This is a genomic window from Pedobacter sp. MR2016-19 (genome assembly GCF_014947265.1).
Taxonomy (GTDB): Bacteria; Bacteroidota; Bacteroidia; order Sphingobacteriales; family Sphingobacteriaceae; genus Pedobacter.
The window spans coordinates 234,418-253,902 of sequence record NZ_JADCNK010000003.1 but is presented as its reverse complement, the minus strand read 5'-3'; the positions used below and the strand labels follow the sequence as shown (position 1 = coordinate 253,902).

Annotated in this window: 21 protein-coding genes and 1 riboswitch; of the genes, 6 read left to right on the top strand and 15 right to left on the bottom strand. The window is 37.8% G+C overall.

What is annotated here, in order from left to right; genetic code table 11:
• Positions 1-379 precede the first annotated feature (379 nt).
• On the top strand, positions 380-694 hold the full coding sequence (locus IM793_RS05885; RefSeq protein WP_121286459.1) for an HPF/RaiA family ribosome-associated protein: 315 nt from the start codon (positions 380-382) through the stop codon (positions 692-694).
• 351 nt (positions 695-1,045) lie between these two features.
• Here IM793_RS05885 and IM793_RS05880 read toward each other — a convergent pair whose 3' ends face one another.
• From IM793_RS05880 to IM793_RS05835, 10 genes are all read right to left on the bottom strand, one after another.
• On the bottom strand, positions 1,046-1,714 hold the full coding sequence (locus IM793_RS05880) for a response regulator transcription factor (protein ID WP_193420162.1): 669 nt from the start codon (positions 1,712-1,714) through the stop codon (positions 1,046-1,048).
• Position 1,715: 1 nt separating this feature from the next.
• Positions 1,716-2,513 (bottom strand): sensor histidine kinase, encoded by a 798-nt coding sequence (locus tag IM793_RS05875; RefSeq protein ID WP_193420161.1) that lies wholly within the window; start codon positions 2,511-2,513, stop codon positions 1,716-1,718.
• Positions 2,494-3,138: a hypothetical protein gene (locus tag IM793_RS05870; protein WP_193420160.1), complete on the bottom strand. Its 645-nt coding sequence runs from the start codon at positions 3,136-3,138 to the stop codon at positions 2,494-2,496. The genes IM793_RS05875 and IM793_RS05870 overlap by 20 nt, the downstream gene beginning before the upstream one ends.
• Positions 3,139-3,156: 18 nt before the next feature.
• A complete protein-coding gene (locus IM793_RS05865) occupies positions 3,157-3,606 on the bottom strand; it encodes a hypothetical protein (RefSeq protein ID WP_193420159.1) in 450 nt (149 codons plus the stop codon).
• A 654-nt stretch (positions 3,607-4,260) separates the two neighbouring features.
• The gene (locus IM793_RS05860) at positions 4,261-4,470 is read right to left on the bottom strand and encodes a hypothetical protein (protein ID WP_193420158.1); all 210 of its coding nucleotides are present in this window, start codon (positions 4,468-4,470) and stop codon (positions 4,261-4,263) included.
• Positions 4,471-4,477: 7 nt separating this feature from the next.
• Positions 4,478-4,825, bottom strand: a complete 348-nt coding sequence (locus IM793_RS05855) for a hypothetical protein (RefSeq protein WP_193420157.1) — start codon at positions 4,823-4,825, stop codon at positions 4,478-4,480.
• Between the two features lie 14 nt (positions 4,826-4,839).
• Complete coding sequence (locus IM793_RS05850) at positions 4,840-5,568, bottom strand: menaquinone biosynthetic enzyme MqnA/MqnD family protein (protein WP_193420156.1); 729 nt, start codon at positions 5,566-5,568, stop codon at positions 4,840-4,842.
• A gap of 141 nt (positions 5,569-5,709) precedes the next feature.
• Positions 5,710-6,339, bottom strand: coding sequence for a histidine phosphatase family protein (locus IM793_RS05845; protein ID WP_193420155.1), 630 nt, complete (start codon positions 6,337-6,339; stop codon positions 5,710-5,712).
• 105 nt (positions 6,340-6,444) lie between these two features.
• Positions 6,445-7,638, bottom strand: coding sequence for an aminofutalosine synthase MqnE (gene mqnE, locus IM793_RS05840; protein WP_193420154.1), 1,194 nt, complete (start codon positions 7,636-7,638; stop codon positions 6,445-6,447).
• A 345-nt stretch (positions 7,639-7,983) separates the two neighbouring features.
• On the bottom strand, positions 7,984-8,478 hold the full coding sequence (locus IM793_RS05835) for a hypothetical protein (protein WP_227256145.1): 495 nt from the start codon (positions 8,476-8,478) through the stop codon (positions 7,984-7,986).
• Positions 8,479-8,600: 122 nt separating this feature from the next.
• On the opposite strand from IM793_RS05835, the gene IM793_RS05830 reads away from it, so the two are divergent.
• On the top strand, positions 8,601-9,716 hold the full coding sequence (locus tag IM793_RS05830; protein ID WP_193420153.1) for a PLP-dependent aspartate aminotransferase family protein: 1,116 nt from the start codon (positions 8,601-8,603) through the stop codon (positions 9,714-9,716).
• Between the two features lie 190 nt (positions 9,717-9,906).
• Here IM793_RS05830 and IM793_RS05825 read toward each other — a convergent pair whose 3' ends face one another.
• Positions 9,907-10,920: a hypothetical protein gene (locus IM793_RS05825; protein ID WP_193420152.1), complete on the bottom strand. Its 1,014-nt coding sequence runs from the start codon at positions 10,918-10,920 to the stop codon at positions 9,907-9,909.
• A gap of 213 nt (positions 10,921-11,133) precedes the next feature.
• A riboswitch (SAM riboswitch) is annotated at positions 11,134-11,244 on the top strand.
• Between the two features lie 256 nt (positions 11,245-11,500).
• Between IM793_RS05825 and IM793_RS05820 the strand changes: the two genes are divergently transcribed.
• The 3 genes from IM793_RS05820 to IM793_RS05810 all read left to right on the top strand — a co-directional run bounded on the left by IM793_RS05820 (position 11,501) and on the right by IM793_RS05810 (position 15,286).
• The gene (locus IM793_RS05820) at positions 11,501-12,832 is read left to right on the top strand and encodes an O-acetylhomoserine aminocarboxypropyltransferase/cysteine synthase family protein (RefSeq protein ID WP_193420151.1); all 1,332 of its coding nucleotides are present in this window, start codon (positions 11,501-11,503) and stop codon (positions 12,830-12,832) included.
• 30 nt (positions 12,833-12,862) lie between these two features.
• Positions 12,863-13,921: a homoserine O-acetyltransferase gene (gene metX / locus IM793_RS05815; RefSeq protein WP_193420150.1), complete on the top strand. Its 1,059-nt coding sequence runs from the start codon at positions 12,863-12,865 to the stop codon at positions 13,919-13,921.
• A gap of 120 nt (positions 13,922-14,041) precedes the next feature.
• Positions 14,042-15,286, top strand: coding sequence for a homoserine dehydrogenase (locus IM793_RS05810; protein ID WP_193420149.1), 1,245 nt, complete (start codon positions 14,042-14,044; stop codon positions 15,284-15,286).
• Positions 15,287-15,359: 73 nt separating this feature from the next.
• Here IM793_RS05810 and IM793_RS05805 read toward each other — a convergent pair whose 3' ends face one another.
• The 4 genes from IM793_RS05805 to IM793_RS05790 form a co-directional block, all read right to left on the bottom strand.
• Positions 15,360-15,668 carry a hypothetical protein gene (locus IM793_RS05805; RefSeq protein WP_227256144.1) on the bottom strand — a complete coding sequence of 103 codons (309 nt, stop codon included), beginning with the start codon at positions 15,666-15,668 and terminating at the stop codon, positions 15,360-15,362.
• Positions 15,669-15,707: 39 nt separating this feature from the next.
• Complete coding sequence (locus IM793_RS05800; RefSeq protein ID WP_193420147.1) at positions 15,708-16,505, bottom strand: type II toxin-antitoxin system antitoxin SocA domain-containing protein; 798 nt, start codon at positions 16,503-16,505, stop codon at positions 15,708-15,710.
• A gap of 131 nt (positions 16,506-16,636) precedes the next feature.
• Positions 16,637-17,080 (bottom strand): hypothetical protein, encoded by a 444-nt coding sequence (locus IM793_RS05795; RefSeq protein WP_193420146.1) that lies wholly within the window; start codon positions 17,078-17,080, stop codon positions 16,637-16,639.
• A gap of 26 nt (positions 17,081-17,106) precedes the next feature.
• Positions 17,107-17,877, bottom strand: coding sequence for a queuosine precursor transporter (locus IM793_RS05790; protein WP_121286498.1), 771 nt, complete (start codon positions 17,875-17,877; stop codon positions 17,107-17,109).
• A 196-nt stretch (positions 17,878-18,073) separates the two neighbouring features.
• On the opposite strand from IM793_RS05790, the gene IM793_RS05785 reads away from it, so the two are divergent.
• Positions 18,074-19,300 carry a multidrug effflux MFS transporter gene (locus IM793_RS05785; RefSeq protein WP_193420145.1) on the top strand — a complete coding sequence of 409 codons (1,227 nt, stop codon included), beginning with the start codon at positions 18,074-18,076 and terminating at the stop codon, positions 19,298-19,300.
• The last annotated feature ends 185 nt before the right edge of the window (positions 19,301-19,485 follow it).

Here is a 19,485-nt window from a genome sequence, read left to right as displayed (position 1 = left end):
TCATGATTTGTAAATGAAGGGTTCTGTGCATTTCGGGTTAAACAGTCCTGTTATCCGCTTTAATCGTTACACTCGTGTTCGCTTCTACCAGGTTTAGGTACAATGGCCTGTTATAAACCAGTTGTATAATAGTTTTCTGTTTTCAACAGTTAACCAGTTTATACAATTTAAACAGTTAACCATCATTTGGAAATCAAGGGTTCTGCGCATTTCGGGTTATACAGTCCTGTTATCCGCTTTAATCGTTATACTCGTGTTCGCTCCTACCAGGTTTAGGTACAATGGTCCGTTATAACCCAATTGTATAAATCAACACTAATTAAAAACGTTTCTTATAGTTGTGTGTTACGTTTATATAATTTAACCTAATATTTTAATTATGACGATCCAACTGAATACCGACAAAAATTTAACTATTCATCAGGAATATGATGAAAAAATCCAAACCCAGTTAAATGAAGGCTTGAGCAGATACAGCGATTTAATTACACGTTTAGAAGTTCATCTATCTGATGAAAACGGCAGTAAAGATGGTTTAGACGATAAAAGATGTTTGTTGGAGGCCAGAATAACTGGAAAAGAACCTTTAGCCGTTACCAATATGGGCAATACCTACGATTTGGCCATTACAGGCGCTTTAACCAAGCTGAAAAGTGCTCTGGAAAAAGTGGCTGGAAAAATGAAAAGTCACTAGAGAATAAATAGATGCTGATCGATAAGAATCAGGACTGCATTATGATAAAACAAAGAGACTGTATCGAAAGTAAAAACTATAATTCAAACAGCAATTTTCAGGTAGAAAATTGCTGTTTTTATTTGAGAAGGTTCTGTGCGGAAACTTGAAACAGCAACTGTTTAATCGCAATTTCAGGCAAATGAATGAAAACAATTATTGTTTTTTCAAAGCGATTTGCGTCAAAACCATCTCAGTACGCAAATTTACCTTGAAGTAGCTATATCAGCATTAAATATTTTCGATGGCGTACCCTAATCTGAATTCAAACTTATCCTTTTATAATTATTGAAAACTTTTGTTTTGCAATAATTATATACCCAGGCTAAATATACCTGCTTTTACAGCAAACAACACAAGGCCGGCGGTATTGCGACACCCGGTTTTAAGAAGAAGGTTATTGCGGTGCCCTTCAACCGTACGTACGCTTAAACATAATTTTCCGGCAATTTCAGCAGCGCTTAGTTCATTGCATATCATCTCAAGTACTTCCCTTTCACGCTTTGTAATATCTGCTGTTATATCAGCCAATTCCCTATTTTTTTTATTTTTGAAATTTGCTGTATGCTGTATAGCCTCCATGGTTTGCTGATTGATGTAAAATCCGGTCGTGTGCACTGTATTGATAGCAGTTATTAATTCGTCCTTATTGCAGTTTTTTTCAAGATAGGCATCGGCACCGGCGGCTATCATTTTTGAGATAAGCCTTTCCTGTACCAGAACTGATAATACCACAATCTTTATTTGCGGATATTGTTTCTGTAACATTTCATTCAGCTCAATACCATTCATCCCTGGCATGCTCATATCTATCAGGGCGATATCGGGCAGTATGCGCATACCCTTTAATTTTTCCAGAAAGTCCTGACCACTATGCGCATCGGTAACCAATTCAAAGCCAGGTATACTATTAATCAGCATTCCCAAACTCTGCCTGAAAATATTTTGATCATCCACAATGGCTATTCTGATATTTTCCATATTAAATGCCAGGTATTATTTTTATTTTAATCGACATACTAAACCCGCTAAGCTGGTTGTGATCCATAGTAAAATCAGCGCCTATAATTCCGAGCCTGCTTTCAATATTCTGCAGACCAATCCCCTTTTTTGTTTTGGTATTACCTGACATTCCGCGCCCATCATCCAGGTAGTTCACGCCCATATAACCGCCCTCGGTTTCAAAGCTGATGTATGCCCGGTTAGCCCTTGCGTGTTTAATCGTATTATTTAGCAACTCTTCCATTACCCTGTACAATGAAATAGCTGTAGCTTCATTAAGGCGATCAGGGAGGTCTTCGGCTTTATTGCTGATACTTACCTGTAAACCGCTGTTTAATGTTACAAATTCGCTTAATTCTTCAAGCGCGCCAATAAAACCATAAAGCAAGATACCTGCCGGGGACAGGTTGTGCGAAATATGACGCACATCCAAAATCACCTTATCAATAATAGATTTACAGGAGTCTTTAAAACTGCCGAGGTCTGCAGATGTGCTGCGGTTAAACATTTCGATAGTGATTCGCAGATTAGAGAGTGCGGTGCCCACATCGTCGTGCAGATCCTGTCCTATTCGTTTGCGCTCAGTCTCCCCTGATTCGATAACCGTTTGCAGCAGTTCTTTTTGATGGGCAATTTCGGCCTGTTGCATTTGCCTTTGCTGCCGAAGCAGCTTTTTTTGGTGCCTGATGAAAATCAGAACAAATGAAACAACCAGCATGAATACCCCGCCGATGCTTAGCAGCAACAGTATAAAAATATTATCGCTCGTTTTTTGCATATAAAAAGCCGGCGGTAAATAAAAGGTACATCACCATCACAAGGGTAGCGTGTATGGTAACAAAAAGATAAGCCACAGCAGAGCTCACCTTATCGATGAGTACATTCAGAAATGCAAAATAAAAAAGAGAACTGCCAAAATAAACCAGCAAGCCGCTTACGATCCAGGTGAGCGGATAATGTACCCATGATTTTTGTTTTTCGGTTTCACTGTATTTAAAAAAATAAAACAAACAGAATGCAATAATAATTAATGCGGCAACTGGCCGCGGGTACGAGTTAAACCGATAAATATCTTGTATAAAGATAAAATTAATGATACCAAAAACGGAGAAAATAACCATTAACCACCCGGCAAGCCTGACCGCCGCCGGGTGATTTAATGCTAATTGAAAAAATCGCATGATAAATAAAAATTCAATGATGGTATAAACGTGCAATAATGGCAAATTATTGATATGCCGCATGCCCAGCAGCCGCTCAGCAACATTAGTTATACCGCTAAAAACCACATAAAATAATATTATTTTAAAACTTTTGGTCTTATAAACTTTCATTATCACACCGGCAACTATGGGTAGCAATACCAGTGCCGGTACTATTATAGCAATATAAAATAGCTGCATAAATATTGATCAGCAAGGTCAGTCGGATGTAGAAAAAGGGATATGTAGCTCACTTGTCCGATCGCAAACCGGCGGACAAGGGGTAGTAAAGTCGTATACAAAGAGGTCTTTTTTGGTAGTATCATTTTCAATCGGGTCTATTGCTTCGCCTTTGTAAAATACCGGAACTAAAAGTCCGCTTAAATCGTTAACGGTGGCCTGCCCTTCTCCTTTCAGGCCAAAATACAACCTTATTCCGAGTGTGTTAGGATAATCTTTTTTCAATTGGTCGATGTCGTTTATTGAGATGAATATTGCCCTTGGCATCGTTTCAGGCTCATCTTTAAATTGAGGGATGAGGCTAATCGCTTGCAACCATCGCCTTACGCGTTCTTTTGCTTCCTTAAGGCTGATTTTTGTATCCTTAATGCACTTGTTAAGCGATTTTATCTCATTTTCGTTTATGTGATCTTTATAAATCTTGTCCATTTTTTTTGATTGTTATATTTTTTGATGTAAAGGATCAATTGCTAGCCGCCTTCGTTTTGCGGCCAGCCCGTTGAATGTAATTTGATGTTAGTAAAATTATCCTGTAATATTTTTCATTTTTTTATTGGTCATAGGCTTTAGGTATATGTTGGTTTAGAGGTTGCTGTAAAAATATAAATTGGGGGCAGCACTGAAATAAAAAGCCCGCGAATGCGGTTTAACTGATAAAATACATGGTCTGCCGGCTATCCGCAGATATCAGGTACTTAAAAAAAACAGGTTGGTCATTTGTTTGTGATGGATTGAGGTTAATTCAAAGCAAGGTACAAATATTTGAGATACTTATCTACGATAAATAGCTAAATTTCGTTCAATAATAATGTTACAGATGTATAGTACGAGTTCAATAACTTCTTGAGAGCAAATACCTGATAAATGGCACGTAATTTATAATGTAAGCGACGGATAAAGCTTATTCCGAAAAAGTTTGCTATAAAAATCACATATCCTTTTGCTGTCACGCTGCGCATAATGGATTGCTTTTTATTAATGCGTCGAAATGTTCTTAGACTCCGCGCTCATACTGACATAGGAAATAATTTGTTTAATTTTTAAGCAGGCTGTTAGCCTTTTGCCTTTATTGTTAAACAGAGTTTAACATTTGCCTTTTAGAAATTCAAATTTAGTACCCGCTACAGCATTCCTAAACATGGCATCATTTTCCTTGTCAACCGTGCTTATATGAATATTACCTTCTTTGCAAATTAAACCGAGCATACTTTGAGATTCATCAGTAGAATAAACATATTGAACAATACCATTTGTACTTATCAAATCCGAAAGGTACTTAACAAACTGAATCATATTTTGCTTATTTAGGATTAAGCCTCCCTTTAAAATCCTTACCTATATCTTCATTTTTGAGAAATTCCATCCCCTTTTTAAAGTTTTTATATTTTTCTTCCCGAAATCTCCATGCTAACTTCTCATCTCCCAAGAATATAAAACAGTCTGATTTTATCCCCTCTAAAAGATGATTGAGTTCTTCCCCTAGTGCTTGAATATGTTTTTTATTAGTTTTTGATGCTATCGTTAAAATATAATTGGCGAAGGTTTCCGGATAGAAATAATCATAATCTTCAATTTTTTCATTAAAATTCCTCTGCGGAAATATTGGATATTTCGCAAGACATTCCTTCCTTTTAATCTTTTTAATCACCTTATAGCTGTTTTTTAAACTAGCTGCTCAATATACCCCAAAAACAGATTAAGCGCTTTCTTTCTGTCATCGGTAACCTCAAATTGAAGTTTATGGTAAAGGTAATCTTCCAGATCGAAATTCAATACCTCCGGTAACTCTTGCAAAACTTCTTTTCTATGATCAAGGCCAAATTTTAAAGCGGCATTAAATTCATCTTTAAAGTCCTGCGAAATCTCTTTGTTGGCCACCCAGGCTGCATACATAAAGGGTAATCCGGTAAAGTTTTTCCACTCCTCACCCATATCATAAGCGTAAGCAAAATCTTCTTTTTTACCAAATGTCCTGTCTCCTATTAAAACAAAGGCATCTGTTTTTGCAGTTGGATCAGTCGTAAATTCCACTTCTTTTTTCCAGTAGAATTTCAGTAAAACTTTGGCTAAATTGTTTGATGTACGGGAATGGGCATCCAGCCTCACCGTTTTAATTTCCTGGGCAGGAACTTCACTAAAGATGAATACAGAGTTTACACCTCCATCACTTCCGATACAATAATCAGCCACAATATTGGCATTTGGAACCAGAGGAATAGCTGCAACCGGCATTAAGCCGATATCAGCCTGACCGTTAATTACTTTAGCTGCACAATCAGAAGGGATATCTAAACTTAAATCAATTTTATTTATAATGTCCGAATGCTCTAGTCCGTATATAAAAGCTTTAGTGTTGGTATAAGCAACAGCCGATATTTTAATCTTATTCAAAGTGTTATGTTTTGCGCTTCGCGTTTGGCGTTAAGCGTATTATTCAATTACTAAACCGTCTAAATGGACGGCCTCCGCCATGGTTCGTGTCCTCACGAACAATTGCTTATTTCGTTTCGTGGAGACACGAAACGGGGCCGTTTATTCCCCAATTACTAAACTATCTAAATGTACGGCGCTGTTAAATTCGAGTACGGTAAATTTTCCATCTTCGAATCCCATTTTATAAAGTACGGTATTCTGGTGTGGGAATTCTGTCATCAGGCTTAATGGTTTGCCTAATAATAAGCAGAGGAAAACACGCATTGCTCTACCATGCATGCAAAGTAAAACCGTTTTTTCTTCAGGCCGGGTCATTAGAACATCCATCGGTTGTTTTAAACGTTCATAAACATCCTGAACGCTTTCGCCACCTTCAAAATGAGCAGTATAATCTCCATTCTCCCAGCTCTGTAACATCTCACGGAAAGCATCACGCGCATCTTCAGTATTCGGTTTTCCCTCCCAAACACCCCAGGCCAACTCATCTAGTCCCGAAAGCTTTTCCCAGGGTAATTTAGCATCTATAAATTTTTGAACAGTTTGCCAGGTACGTTTTAAATCAGAAGTGTAAATCTTATCAAAAGGAATATCCTTATATTTTTGATAAAAAGCCTCTGCCTGTGCCCTTCCCAAATCATTTAAGTCAGAATTTACACCTCTGCCCTGTACTATGCCTTGTCTGTTCAATTCCGTTTCGCCGTGGCGTATGATGTATATTTCTTTAACCATTAAATGGGATTTTTTGGATTATAAGATTGCAGGATTAACGTTTTTTATTTATTATATTTTTTGAACCTCGCGAAAAGATCTTAAAACCCTGTCATCATAACAATTCTAATTCACTACTGGTAATTTATAATATTGCGGTTTCTTCTCTTCTTCGAAAACAACCTGCTCGAAATCCGTAACCACATTATATAGAGTATCGCGCTCTATTGCTTTTCTGCCTACCTGCTTGATCAGATTAACCAGCTCTTTAGTGCTCATTGCAGGCGTTTGTTCTTCTGCGCCGGCCATGGAATATATTTTTGTAGTATCATCCAAAGTACCGTCGATATCATCCACACCGTAATTTAAAGATAACTGAGCAGTTTCGCGACTGATCATCGCCCAATAAGCTTTAATATGATCGAAGTTATCCATATAGATACGGGCAATGGCATAATTTCTTAAATCTTCAATTACCGACGATTCGGGTACATTGCTCATCTGGTTATTTTGATTTCTGAATTTTAATGGAATAAATGTCTGGAAGCCACCTGTGCGATCCTGCAGTTCACGGAGTTTCTCCATGTGATCTACACGGTGCCAGTATTTTTCGATATGTCCATAAAGCATGGTCGCATTACTGCGCATGCCCAGTTTGTGCCATTCTTCATGTATATCGAGCCATTGCTGGCCGGTACATTTATCTTTGGCAATCTGTTCTCTGATTTCAGGGTGAAAAATCTCTGCCCCTCCACCTGGTATTGATTCCAACCCAGCTTCTTTCATCAAACGCATGCCTGTTGCATAATCGATTTTAGCTTTTTTGAAAATATAGTGGTACTCAACAGGCGTTAATGCTTTAACATGCAGATCAGGACGATGCTGTTTAATGGCTGTGAACAAAGCCGAATAAAATGCCACATCGTATTGTGGAAGCACCCCTCCTACAATATGCACCTCCGTTACCGGTTCACCATCGTATTTTTTAACGATATCGAGCATTTGCTCCATCGTTAAAGCCCAGCCTTCTTCTTTTTGTTTAATTAAACGAGAGTACGAGCAAAATTTGCAGTCGTAAACGCAAAGATTGGTTGGTTCCAAGTGAAAGTTTCGGTTAAAATAAGTTTTATCGCCGTGTTTTTTCTCACGGATGTAATTGGCGAGGACACCGAGGTAACCTAGTTCAGCCTGTTCATAAAGGTAAACACCTTCATCAAATGTAATCCGTTCTCCGTGAAGAACTTTGTGTGCTATGTTTTGTAATTCAGTTGATAAATTGGTATCAGCTAATATTTGTTCAACTTGCTCAGTTGTATTCATTCCTGATTTATTTTGAACAAAAATACAATAATGGGGCGATTTGAAAATCATTTTCTTGTAACAAACCGTGATTTTTGAATGTCAATCTTAATAATTAACCACAGATGAACACGGATAAACGCAGATATTGATTGCTTTTATTTTGTAAAATCTCTTGGCATCGTCATCTCGACTGGAACGCAGTGGAATGGAGAGATCTATCTTTATAGATTTCTCGACTTCGTTGCACTTCGCTCGAAATGACGACGCTTTAGAGGAAACTATAAAGATAGATCAGTAACGGTTACAAAAAAAGCACCTCTTTTCAGAAGTGCTCTTATTATGTTTTTTCACAGGTAAATCTAATTATCTCGCTGCAGGCGTAAAGGTTAATACGATATTTGCAGTTTTACCACCAAATTCGATTGGCGATTTTAAGATCATTTGTGTGCTTGAAAGATCAGTTAACACTAAACGATAACCTTCTGTTACGTTTTTAGCTTTATCACCTTCAAATATTTTTTTGAACTGGAAAGTCTGGTCTTTAGGTGCAGCCGACCAGAATATAGTCTGCATTACCGAACCACAAGTGCTTGATGCTGGTAAAGTGTAAGAACCATTACCACTATTGGTTAAATTCCATGTACTTCCCTGGAAACATTTGTAAGATTTCTCTCCAAATAATCCTTGAACAGCGCCATCAGGCAATCCTTCTAAAGCTACATTACTCACTACCCATTCGCGAACAACTGTACCTCTGCTACCTGTTACTCCTGCAGTTACTCTTTTTGCAGTATTACAACTTTGTAACATTACTAAAGTAGAACATGCTATTGCGATAGCTATAAATAATCTTTTCATTTTTTGTTTAATTAAATTTCGACAAACTTGTTACATAAATCTTGCCAAAACCATTACGAACCTTAAATTAGCGCCAAATTATTAAATTGCTCCCGATATCATTTCGATTAAAATTAATTATTATGAAACCCGAAACCCTTGCTATTCACGCTTCTAATCTTGTAAAAAGTACTACAGGCGATGTTACGCCCCCGATTAATCTATCTACCACTTTTTTTCGTGGCGAAGATGGTGGTTATCCCGGTGGGCACATGTATAGCAGGGTAAGTAATCCAAACCGGTCTGCTTTAGAAAACACTATAGCAAAATTAGAATATGGCGAAGATGCTGCTGCTTTTTCTTCGGGTAATACCTGCGGATTAGCCATGTTTCAGGCTTTAAAACCAGGTAGCCACATTATAGCACCAGATGATATGTATTGGGGCATAAAAAAACAATTACTTACTATTTTTAACGATAGTTTGGAATTTGATTTTGTTGATCAAACGGATTTAAATCTGATACAATCAAGCATTAAGCCCAATACTAAACTGATCTGGATCGAAACCCCTTCTAATCCATTACTAAAGGTTACAGATATTGAAGAAATTGCCAGAATTGCTAAAGCAAAAAATATCACCCTGGTTTGCGACAGCACCTTTGCCTCTCCAATTTTACAGAATCCAATATTATTGGGTGCCGATATAGTAATGCACAGCAGTACCAAATATTTAGGAGGCCATAGTGATGTGCTTGGTGGGATTTTAATTACGGCCAAAAAAGATGAATTATGGGAGCGCATCAAAAACATACAACAAACCGGTGGTGCCGTACCCTCTCCTTTTGATTGCTTTTTATTAACCCGTAGCATTAAAACCCTGGCTTACCGCATGAAAGGCCATTGCGAAAACGGCAAAAAAGTAGCCGACTATTTAAACGGACATCCGAATGTTGAAGCCGTTTTTTATCCTGGGTTGGAAAGTCACCCACAGCACGAAATTGCAAAAAAACAGATGAAAGATTTTGGCGGGATGATGTCGTTTTTAGTTAAGGGCGATGCTGAAGCTGCTCATAAAGTGGCAAATAAAGTTCAGCTATTTGCACAGGCTACCAGTTTAGGTGGTGTAGAGAGTTTGATAGAACACCGTTATTCAGTAGAAGGACCGGATAGTAAAACGCCAAAAAATTTACTCCGTATTTCAGTAGGATTAGAGCATGTAGACGATATTATCGCCGATTTAGCGCAGGCGTTAGGTTAAAGTATAAAACCTATGAGGTCTTTAAGACCTTATAGGTTTCTAGTTATTTCGAACCTTTGTTGCTAAACCCGATTGCAGCGATATCCTTTTTGGCTGTCACCCTGAGCGAAGTCGAAGGGTAGCCAAAAAGATAAAGCGTAAAGCGGGACTGCAATCTCCTAAGGACTACAGTACCCTAATTTTCCAAAACTTACTTAGGATTACAAATCGTGGTCAACTTTAACGAATAGTTAGCCTCCAGTGGTTCGTTAGTTTGCGCTAAACGTTGAGAACCGGTATTGGCAGGACAAGCAATATCCCCTGCTGCATCATAAACCAATTTATTTCCATCTGCTAATAATCCTTTTGGTACATAAACCTGCACTTTGGTAATTGAATAACCAGAAGGAAAATAACGTACATAATAACCATCAGGGTGTTTCGTCCAGATGCCACTTGGCACATCACTTCTTGGTGGAGCCATCCCCGCTATAATAGCATATCTTTCCATGTCGGCATAAGTATAATTCCCAGACGACACCAGTTGACGGATATTATTTTCTGCTTCAAAAACAGCCCTCACACCTGAAGGTAACTGGTCCTTAGCTTTTTCCATTACATCGAAAGGTAAAATGCCTAAAGCGCCACCTTCCAATTGGGTAAGTTGTTTTGTCGTTAACAATTTCATTGCAGTTACTTTCACTTGTCCGTTAAAATCGGCAAATTTTGTTCTGGCAATAATGGTCCAAAGTAAGGCCTGGATATCATGCTGTTCTACTTCCGGATGTTTCTCTGCACTTTTCAATATCGCAACTACAATTTCTTCTTTCGAGCCCAAAACGGGGGCAAACATGTAACCATCGCCCTTTGATGGCGCGAAAGTTCCGGCTTTTAAACAGTAACTTTTATTCGTCATTTCGTACAATCCTTCGCAAAGAACAAAACCACCCTCAGGATTTTTCGGCAATAAATATAAAGGCTGTGCTATTAATTTTGAAGGATTAACAAAGTCGGGCATTTTTTCGCCTTCCCTGTTTACATCTTCAAAACTGGTGGTAATGGCAGCTGGCTGCTTTAAAAACCTGTCTACACCTAAAGCTTTAGCACCCTGCGCAGTGCCGACTTTTAATAATTTATCTTTTAAGCCTCCGAATTGGGCGTTTGCATTAGTTAAACACATCCCCGTGAATAGCAGGCCTAAGCCTAGAACTGTTATATTTTTCATCATAATTATATTTAGATAGGTCACACAAACTTAGAATTTTAAGTGTTAATTTTTATATTAAAAGTTTTAATTTGCCGCAATACAATAAAATACATTACTCATTCCCAAACGATTAACAAAAATTCAAAATTTTATTTTGTGTATTAAAATTAAATTCAGACATTTGAAATATTATTTGGTAGAAAGCTAAATAAAAGTCAATCTTCACAGGTTGATTTATAAAGAAGTGGCGAGAGACTGGCTCGATGACCCACTGGCAACCCTCAGAAAGAGAAGGTGCCAATTCCTGACCGGATAACATGGTGTTATCTGGAGATATAAATTAGAACTGATGAAAACATTAAATCTTCAATCGCTAAGCGAACCCAGTGCAAACCTTAAAAATTTAGAACAAACTTCTATTTCTACTTTTTTCAATAGTTGTGCAATTACTTGTATGTGCTGTTGCATACAGTAATCTAAAAAATCTTCCTTTTTTGTTTCTTTCAAACTGGAAGGTCCCGAAACATCGGGATACGCCCTGCTAGGTTTTAGAATCAACCTAAATCACTACGTCTCATCAATAAATAAAACAGAAATCATGTCAACATCATATAAATTTGAAACTTTACAATTACACGCTGGCCAGGAAATAGATCCAACAACAGGCTCGAGGGCTGTGCCGATTTACCAAACTACTTCTTACGGATTTAAAAACGCTGAGCATGGCGCCAACTTATTTGCTTTAAAAGAGTTTGGCAACATTTACACCAGGATCATGAATCCGACTAATGATGTTTTCGAAAAACGTATTGCAGCTTTAGAAGGTGGTGTAGCTGCTTTGGCGGTAGCTTCAGGACAGGCCGCACAGTTTATTGCATTGAATAACATTTTAGAAGCCGGCGATAGTATCGTTTCTTCTTCGCACATTTACGGTGGAACTTATAACCAGTTCAAAGTTGCTTTTAAACGTCTGGGTATCCATGTCGATTTTGCGAATCCAGATGTGCCTGAGGAATTTGAAGCTAAAATAACAGATAAAACCAAAGCCATTTATCTGGAAACCATCGGCAACCCGGCATTTAGTGTTCCTGATTTTGAGAAAATCGCTGCAATTGCAAAGAAATACGATCTACCTTTAGTTGTTGACAATACTTTCGGCGCAGGAGGTTATTTATTTAAGCCTTTAGAACATGGAGCAAACATTGTGGTAGAATCTGCAACAAAATGGATTGGCGGACATGGAACAAGCATTGGTGGTGTGATCATTGATGGCGGAAACTATAACTGGGGTAATGGTAAATTCCCTCAATTCTCTGAACCATCAGCAGGTTATCATGGTTTGGTTTTCAGCGATGTTTTCGGCATCGGTGGGCCATTTGGCAACATCCAGTTTATCATCCGTGCACGTGTGGAGGGATTAAGAGATCTTGGTCCTGCCCTATCCCCTTTTAATTCTTTCCTTTTATTGCAGGGCTTAGAAACCTTATCGCTCCGTGTACAACGCCACGTTGACAATGCCCTTGAACTGGCTACCTGGTTAGAAAACCATCCATTGGTTCAGGAAGTACAATATCCAGGATTAGCGAGCAGCAAATACAATAGCCTGGCAAAAAAATATTTAAGTAACGGTTTTGGCGCAGTTTTATCTTTCGAATTAAAAGGAAGTAAAGAAAATGCCACACAGGTTATAGATAATTTAAAACTGGTTTCTCACCTCGCAAACGTTGGCGATGCAAAAACGTTGATTATCCAGCCATCGGCAACCACACATCAACAATTGAGTGAAGATGAGCAATTAGCCGCAGGTGTAAAACCAAACGCATTACGGGTTTCAGTCGGTATTGAGCATATCGATGATATTAAGGCCGATTTCGAGCAGGCTTTTGCATCTATAAATGTTCAGATCCCTACAGAGAGTTTATCAGCCTAAGCCCGTTCATTTTCCGAATACAATAAAACAATGAGTACAGCATCAACGTATAATTACAATAAACAGTTCAAATTAGAGAGCGGAAAGAAAATCCGCAACCTGCAAATTGCTTATCAAACTTATGGCAAATTAAATGCAAATAAAGATAATGTAATTTGGGTTTGCCACGCACTGACTGCCAATGCTGATGTTTTTGAATGGTGGGAAGGTTTGTTCGGCCAAAATGCTTTGTTCAACCCGGAAGAGCATTATATCGTTTGTGCCAATGTTTTAGGCTCGCATTACGGCAGTACCAATCCATTAAGTACCAATCCGGTAACGGGCTTGCCTTATTACCTTTCGTTTCCGCAGTTTACGATCCGGGATTTAGTATCGGCCCACCAGTTATTAGCTGCACATTTAGGTATTGATTATATTAAATTATTAATCGGTGGCTCTTTAGGTGGGCAACAAGCTGTAGAATGGAGCATTTCGGAACCTAATAAAATTGAAAACCTGATTTTAATTGCGACTAATGCAGCGCATTCTCCATGGGGCATCGCGTTTAATGAAAGTCAGCGTTTGGCCATTACCACAGACAGAACTTTTTATGCCAACCAACCAAACGGTGGTAGCAAAGGTTTAAAAACCGCCCGTAGCATTGCACTTTTAAGCTATAGAACTTATAGTGCTTACGGCAGTACACAGTTAGAAAGTGTAAACGACAAGACAGACAATTTCAGATCTTCTTCTTATCAGAACTATCAGGGAGAAAAGCTGATCAACCGCTTTAACGCTTACAGTTATTATTATTTAACCAAGGCAATGGATAGCCACAATGTGGGCCGTAACCGCAAAAGTATTGCAGATGCACTAAAACTAATTACGGCAAATACTTTAGTAATCGGGATAGAAAATGATGTTTTGTTTCCATTATCGGAGCAGAAATATCTGGCAGATCATATCCCTGGGGCAGAATTTTGCGCCTTGCATTCTGATTATGGACATGACGGTTTTTTAATCGAAACAGATGCTTTGACTAACGTAATCGGAAACTTTATGAAGGAAAGCCGTAATAAAAAAATCATCAAATTACAGCATACTGCCTAAAGAGGTAGAGGGTTGAAGGTATAAAGGTAGAAGGTAAAAACTCGATACCAGAAAAAATTTAAAAAAATAAGAACAGCTATATCGGTGTAATCCACCCATCTGTGTAATCACTTTATAACAATGAGTAAGAATTTAAAAATCGGTTTATTTGGTTTCGGAGTTGTAGGACAAGGTTTATTGGATATCATCCAAAGCCAGAATCTGAACTTAGAGATCATAAAAATCGCAATAAAAGACCCAAGAAAGAAACGTAGCCTCAACAAGGATCTGTTTACTACTGATCGCAACGAAATATTGAACAATACAGAGATCAACACGATCGTAGAATTAATCAATGATGCTGATGCTGCTTACGAAATTGTAACTACTGCATTAAAAAACGGCAAAAATGTAGTCTCGGCCAATAAAAAAATGATCGCCACACACTTAAAAGAGCTGGTAGATTTACAACAGGAATATGGCACTTCCCTATTGTACGAAGGTGCGGTTTGTGGCAGTATTCCAATTATCCGCAATTTAGAAGAATATTACGACAATGAATTATTCCATGCTTTGAGTGGGATTTTTAATGGCTCATCTAATTATATTTTATCAAAAATATTCAACGAAGGACAAAGTTACGATTCGGCATTAAAAGAAGCACAGGATTTAGGTTTCGCAGAAACCGATCCGATTTTAGACGTGGGAGGTTACGACCCTAAATATAAACTGGCCATTGCTACTGCACATGCTTATGGTTTATTTGTAAATCCTGATGCCATTTTGAATATTGGTATCCAAAACCTTTCTCAGCACGACATTAAATATGCCCGTGAGAAAAACTTTAAAATTAAGTTGGTTCCTACTGCACGTAAGGTAAATACAAAAGATATTGTGACTTATGTACTCCCTAAATTGGTAGCTAAGGATGATTTTCTTTACAACGTAGAAAACGAATACAATGCAGTTGCAGTTCAGGCGGCTTTTGCTGATAAACAGTTTTTCTATGGTAAAGGTGCGGGTGGTCACCCTACTGGTGCAGCTGTACTATCTGATATTGCAGCCTTGCGTTACGATTACCGTTACGAATATAAAAAATACCATTCGGAAAACGGAGTGAAACATACAGAAGAAATTCTTTTAGAGGTTTATTTGCGTTATGCAGATGAAGATCTGATTTCCCTATTGGAATTTGATAACATTAGCGAACGTTATGCGGCCAGCAGCTATAAATATGTAGTTGGAACGGTTAAGCTAGAAAGTTTGATTAAAAACCGCGACTTACTATTGGATGAATCTGTTTTTGTGGCCTACACCGGCAGACAGATTTACAAGCAAGAGCAATTGAGTGAAAATGTTTTTGCCGAGGAACTGGCAAGCCTATAACTTATTTTTAAGGTTATTTTTTTATTTGTTTTGTTGTTAAGTACAAAGGCCGGAGCGAGTCCGGCCTTTTGCGTTACTTAAAATTTTCTAAAATACGTTGCCTGTCTTCATTTTCCTTATCGTTTTTATGATAAAGCTCAATAAAAACTATCTTTTTTTCTTCTTCGAAATAAGCATAGATTAATCTCAAACCAGAGTTTACCCCGCGGCCTTTTAAAGATTTGCAGGCCATCTTTTTTATTTTAATCACACAGGTACTAATACCTAAGTTATCTATTGTAAAGCTAAAGGGTGGCTGTTGACTTGGCCTAACATTTATAATTGTCTTTACCATTTCCAAGTCGTCATTTAATGTTCGATACTTTTTTAATAGAAATTTCAAATCCCTATTAAATTCGGTGAGTGAATCGAAATGCATACATTAATTATCATCTTCGTCATACACCCTTACAGAATACGGCAACTCTCTATAGAATGCGAGTTCGTAGCTAATATACTTACCTTCTTCTGTAACTTCCCAAGGTAAATCTTTATGCGAATAATCACTTATAGCGGTAGCCGACCAATCGCTCATTTGTTCGATCACTTTATCTATAACATCTTTTTCGCTTGCCTTGAGTAAGGTTAAATCAGCTTTTTCGAGTGGCAGATAGCGCTTTTGTGGATAACCTTTAAATTCTGTTTTTATCCGTTGAAGCTGATTCGCATCTATCATTTGATTGATAATCGCATCTAACTTTTGGGGAACAGGGCCATACGGCAACTTTTTATACTTCGCACCTGTTAAATGCTCTTCATATAATTCGTAATAATTAAAATCAGAAAAATAAAGGAGTTTATACAGTACGGTTTCACCAACGTTAGGTTTGCCAGCGCAGTGCTCTAAAATGTAAAGCAAAACGTTTTTAAACTTATTGATATTTAAAATTGGAACAGAAATGCGTTCTTCTATAAGCTCTTCATTTGTTTCATCAGGTAATGTTAAGCTTTGATTGGCCAGAAAATCTTTGGTCATAAAATCATCGAGAGAAAAACCCAGAACTATTGATAGTTTTTGCATTTCACTTAGACTCACAACCCGATTTCCCAACTCCATTTGGGTTAAAGATGGTCTTGAAATCGCAATACTTTTTGCTAAATCTTCTTGCGATAAACCTTTACTTAAACGTAGGTTAGCTATTCGCTCGCCAATTTGCTTTTTTGATAATTCGTTTCCCATATTACAAATATATAATATGTTTTAAAACAAAACAAAGAATTGATAGATTTAAGAACAACAATTATTCCCTGGATAAATTGCTCTGATGTTACTCTTCAAACTTTTACAAATGCAAAGTGAAAAAATATCTATTACTTTACCTTAATGTATTTCTCAATAATCACCCGGTCTACCCCTGCTGCTTCCACCTCCTCTACACCTTTCTGAATCAAAGTATCGTTGTGGATGGTGAGTTTGAACTTAAAAGTCTTACCCTCCCAGTTTTTATCCTTATAATATTCCAGATGCTCGGTATAATCATCTTTATCTAAAACAAAAGTTCCACCACCAGCATCAAAGTTTGTGCTATCTTTAACATCAAGGCTGTGCCTTAAAAATGCAAAATGGCTGTGATTGAGGATCTTGATCATTTTCAGTTTACCCGAATAATCTGTGGTTTTACTTTTTCCATTTTCGATGGTTGTAGCCGATAGTAACTGCCATGTGCCCTGAATATTAAGCTCCTGATCATTTGCGTTTATACCAGTACAAGAAAATAGTGAAAGTATTACGAGTAGCACTAAAATATTTCTCATAAATTTATTATTTGGTTATTTTAATATTACCCTCTGCCCGCCATTTTAATTAGTTTGTGGGCAAGATCTTTACCCAGGTATCCATCAATAATGGCATGTACTCCATATAAAATTGGTGTCATTAAAATAGCCACCGCGAATTTATAAGTATAATTCACCAAACCTATTGCGGCAACCATTTGCCAGCTGTAGTGATACTGAGGGTTTAAATAAAAGGCAATAAAGATGACCACAAAACTATCAATCAATTGCGATACCAGCGTTGAGCCCGTAGCACGCAGCCATAACGCGCGTTCGCCCGTTATCTTTTTAATCCGGTGAAAAATCAAAACATCGGATAGCTGTCCTATAATAAAAGCCGTAATTGAACCTACAATAATCCACATGCCCTGACCAAAAATCCCTGCAAATGCATTGTTCATATTTAAGTCTTCACCATTAATTTTTTGGTGTACCCAAAAATCGGCAGCGCTTAAATGCATAGAGCCCCAAACTACCAGAAAGGCAAATGCGATTAAAATTGAAGTGAGGATAGATAAAAAACGGACTTGCTTTACACCAAAATATTCATTTATAATATCCGTCATGATGAAAATGATCGGCCAGGTTAATACCCCTGCCGACATGACAAAGGAAAGATGCGGAACCCCCAGTAAATTAATATCGAACTTTTTAAAACCCAGCGTTTCTTCGACACTGAATAGCTTAACTCCAATAAACTCTGATAATATAGCGTTTGCCACGAAAAAGCTACCCAGAATGAGTAGTAAACGGCTTTCTTTTGTCTTAAAAGTCATAGACTATAAATCTATAAATAAATAGCAGATTTAGTATAACAATCATCATATTTTTAACACAGATGCACAAAGATTACGTAGCCACCTGTTTCAATCGTTCAATATAAAAATTTGATTTTTACAATCGTTCGACTGTAAAAATAGGTTAACAACTTAAATCTCCCAATCTTTGCGCCATCAAAATCCGGTAATCTTCATGGCTAAAAAACAACATTTCTATCTCATACTTATTTTAGGTTCGCTGGCGGCGCTTGGTCCTTTCTCCATCGACATGTACCTTCCTGGTTTTGTTGATATTGCAAAGGATTTGAGAAGTAACGAATCAACTGTAGCCCTTTCACTTTCGAGTTTTTTTATCGGGATTTCTGCCGGCCAGTTATTATATGGGCCACTGTTGGACAAATTTGGAAGAAAAAAACCTTTATATTTCGGTTTAGCGCTATATATTTTTGCTTCTTTTTTATGTTTGGCTGTAACTGATGTAAATCAATTGATTGTTTTACGTTTTGTTCAGGCCATCGGGAGTTGCGCTACTGCAGTAGCTTCTGTAGCAATGGTTAGGGATTTGTTCTCTGTAGAGGAAAGTCCGAAAGTATTTGCTTCCTTAATGCTGGTTATCGCGGTTTCGCCCATGCTTGCCCCAACTGCAGGTGGTTACTTAATTGCTGCATTAGGTTGGAAATATGTATTTGTGTTTTTAGGACTGATGGCGATTTTAATGCTCCTGGCTTCCATTTTCAAACTGCCCGAAAGTTATAAGCCTGATCCCAATTACTCTTTAAAACCAAAGCCAATTTTAACCAATTTCTTTACCGTTTTAAAAGAACCTCAATTTTATACTTATGCTTTAATTAGTTCAATTACCTTTTCGGGATTATTCGCCTACGTATCGTCCTCGCCTCAGGTATTTATGAAAATTTACGAAGTAAGTAAGACTGGCTACGGATGGATTTTCGCCCTGTTATCGGTATCGTTTATTGGATCAAGTCAGGTAAATAGCTTATTACTTAGATGGTTTACCAGTAAAAAGATTGTCACCTATGCACTTATTGCTCAATGTATTTTCAGTTTAATCTTTTTGGTTTTTGCGTTAAACAATTGGCTGGGTTTATATTCTACGATAGGCTTTATTGCCTTGTTTTTGGCTTGCTTAGGTTTAATAAATCCAAATGCTGCTGCCTTGTCGCTCGCACCATTTACCAAAAATGCGGGTAGTGCATCGGCGTTAATGGGTGCCTTACAAATGGGATTGGGTGCTTTGGCTTCGGTTATGGTAAGTTTATTTAGTGAACACTCGGTTGTACCGATGCCTTTAGTAATGACTGCCGCGGCCTTTATTGCTTTGTGTTGTTTATTGATTGGCAGAAGGTTTATTACAACTGAAGTGGAGGCATCGCCTGATGCTGCTGTTGCAGCGCACTAGTATTATACTACAAAGACACAAAGGGGGTATCATAAATATAAAATCTCATCCTGAGGGTTAATTTATAGTAGAAGATGAATATTAGTGACAGAGGATTTTTAGTGCTATGTGCCGGCCAGGAATCGTCATTGCGAGGAGGCCTTTTCAGCCGACAAAGCAATCTTACAACTATCGCTAGTAGCGAG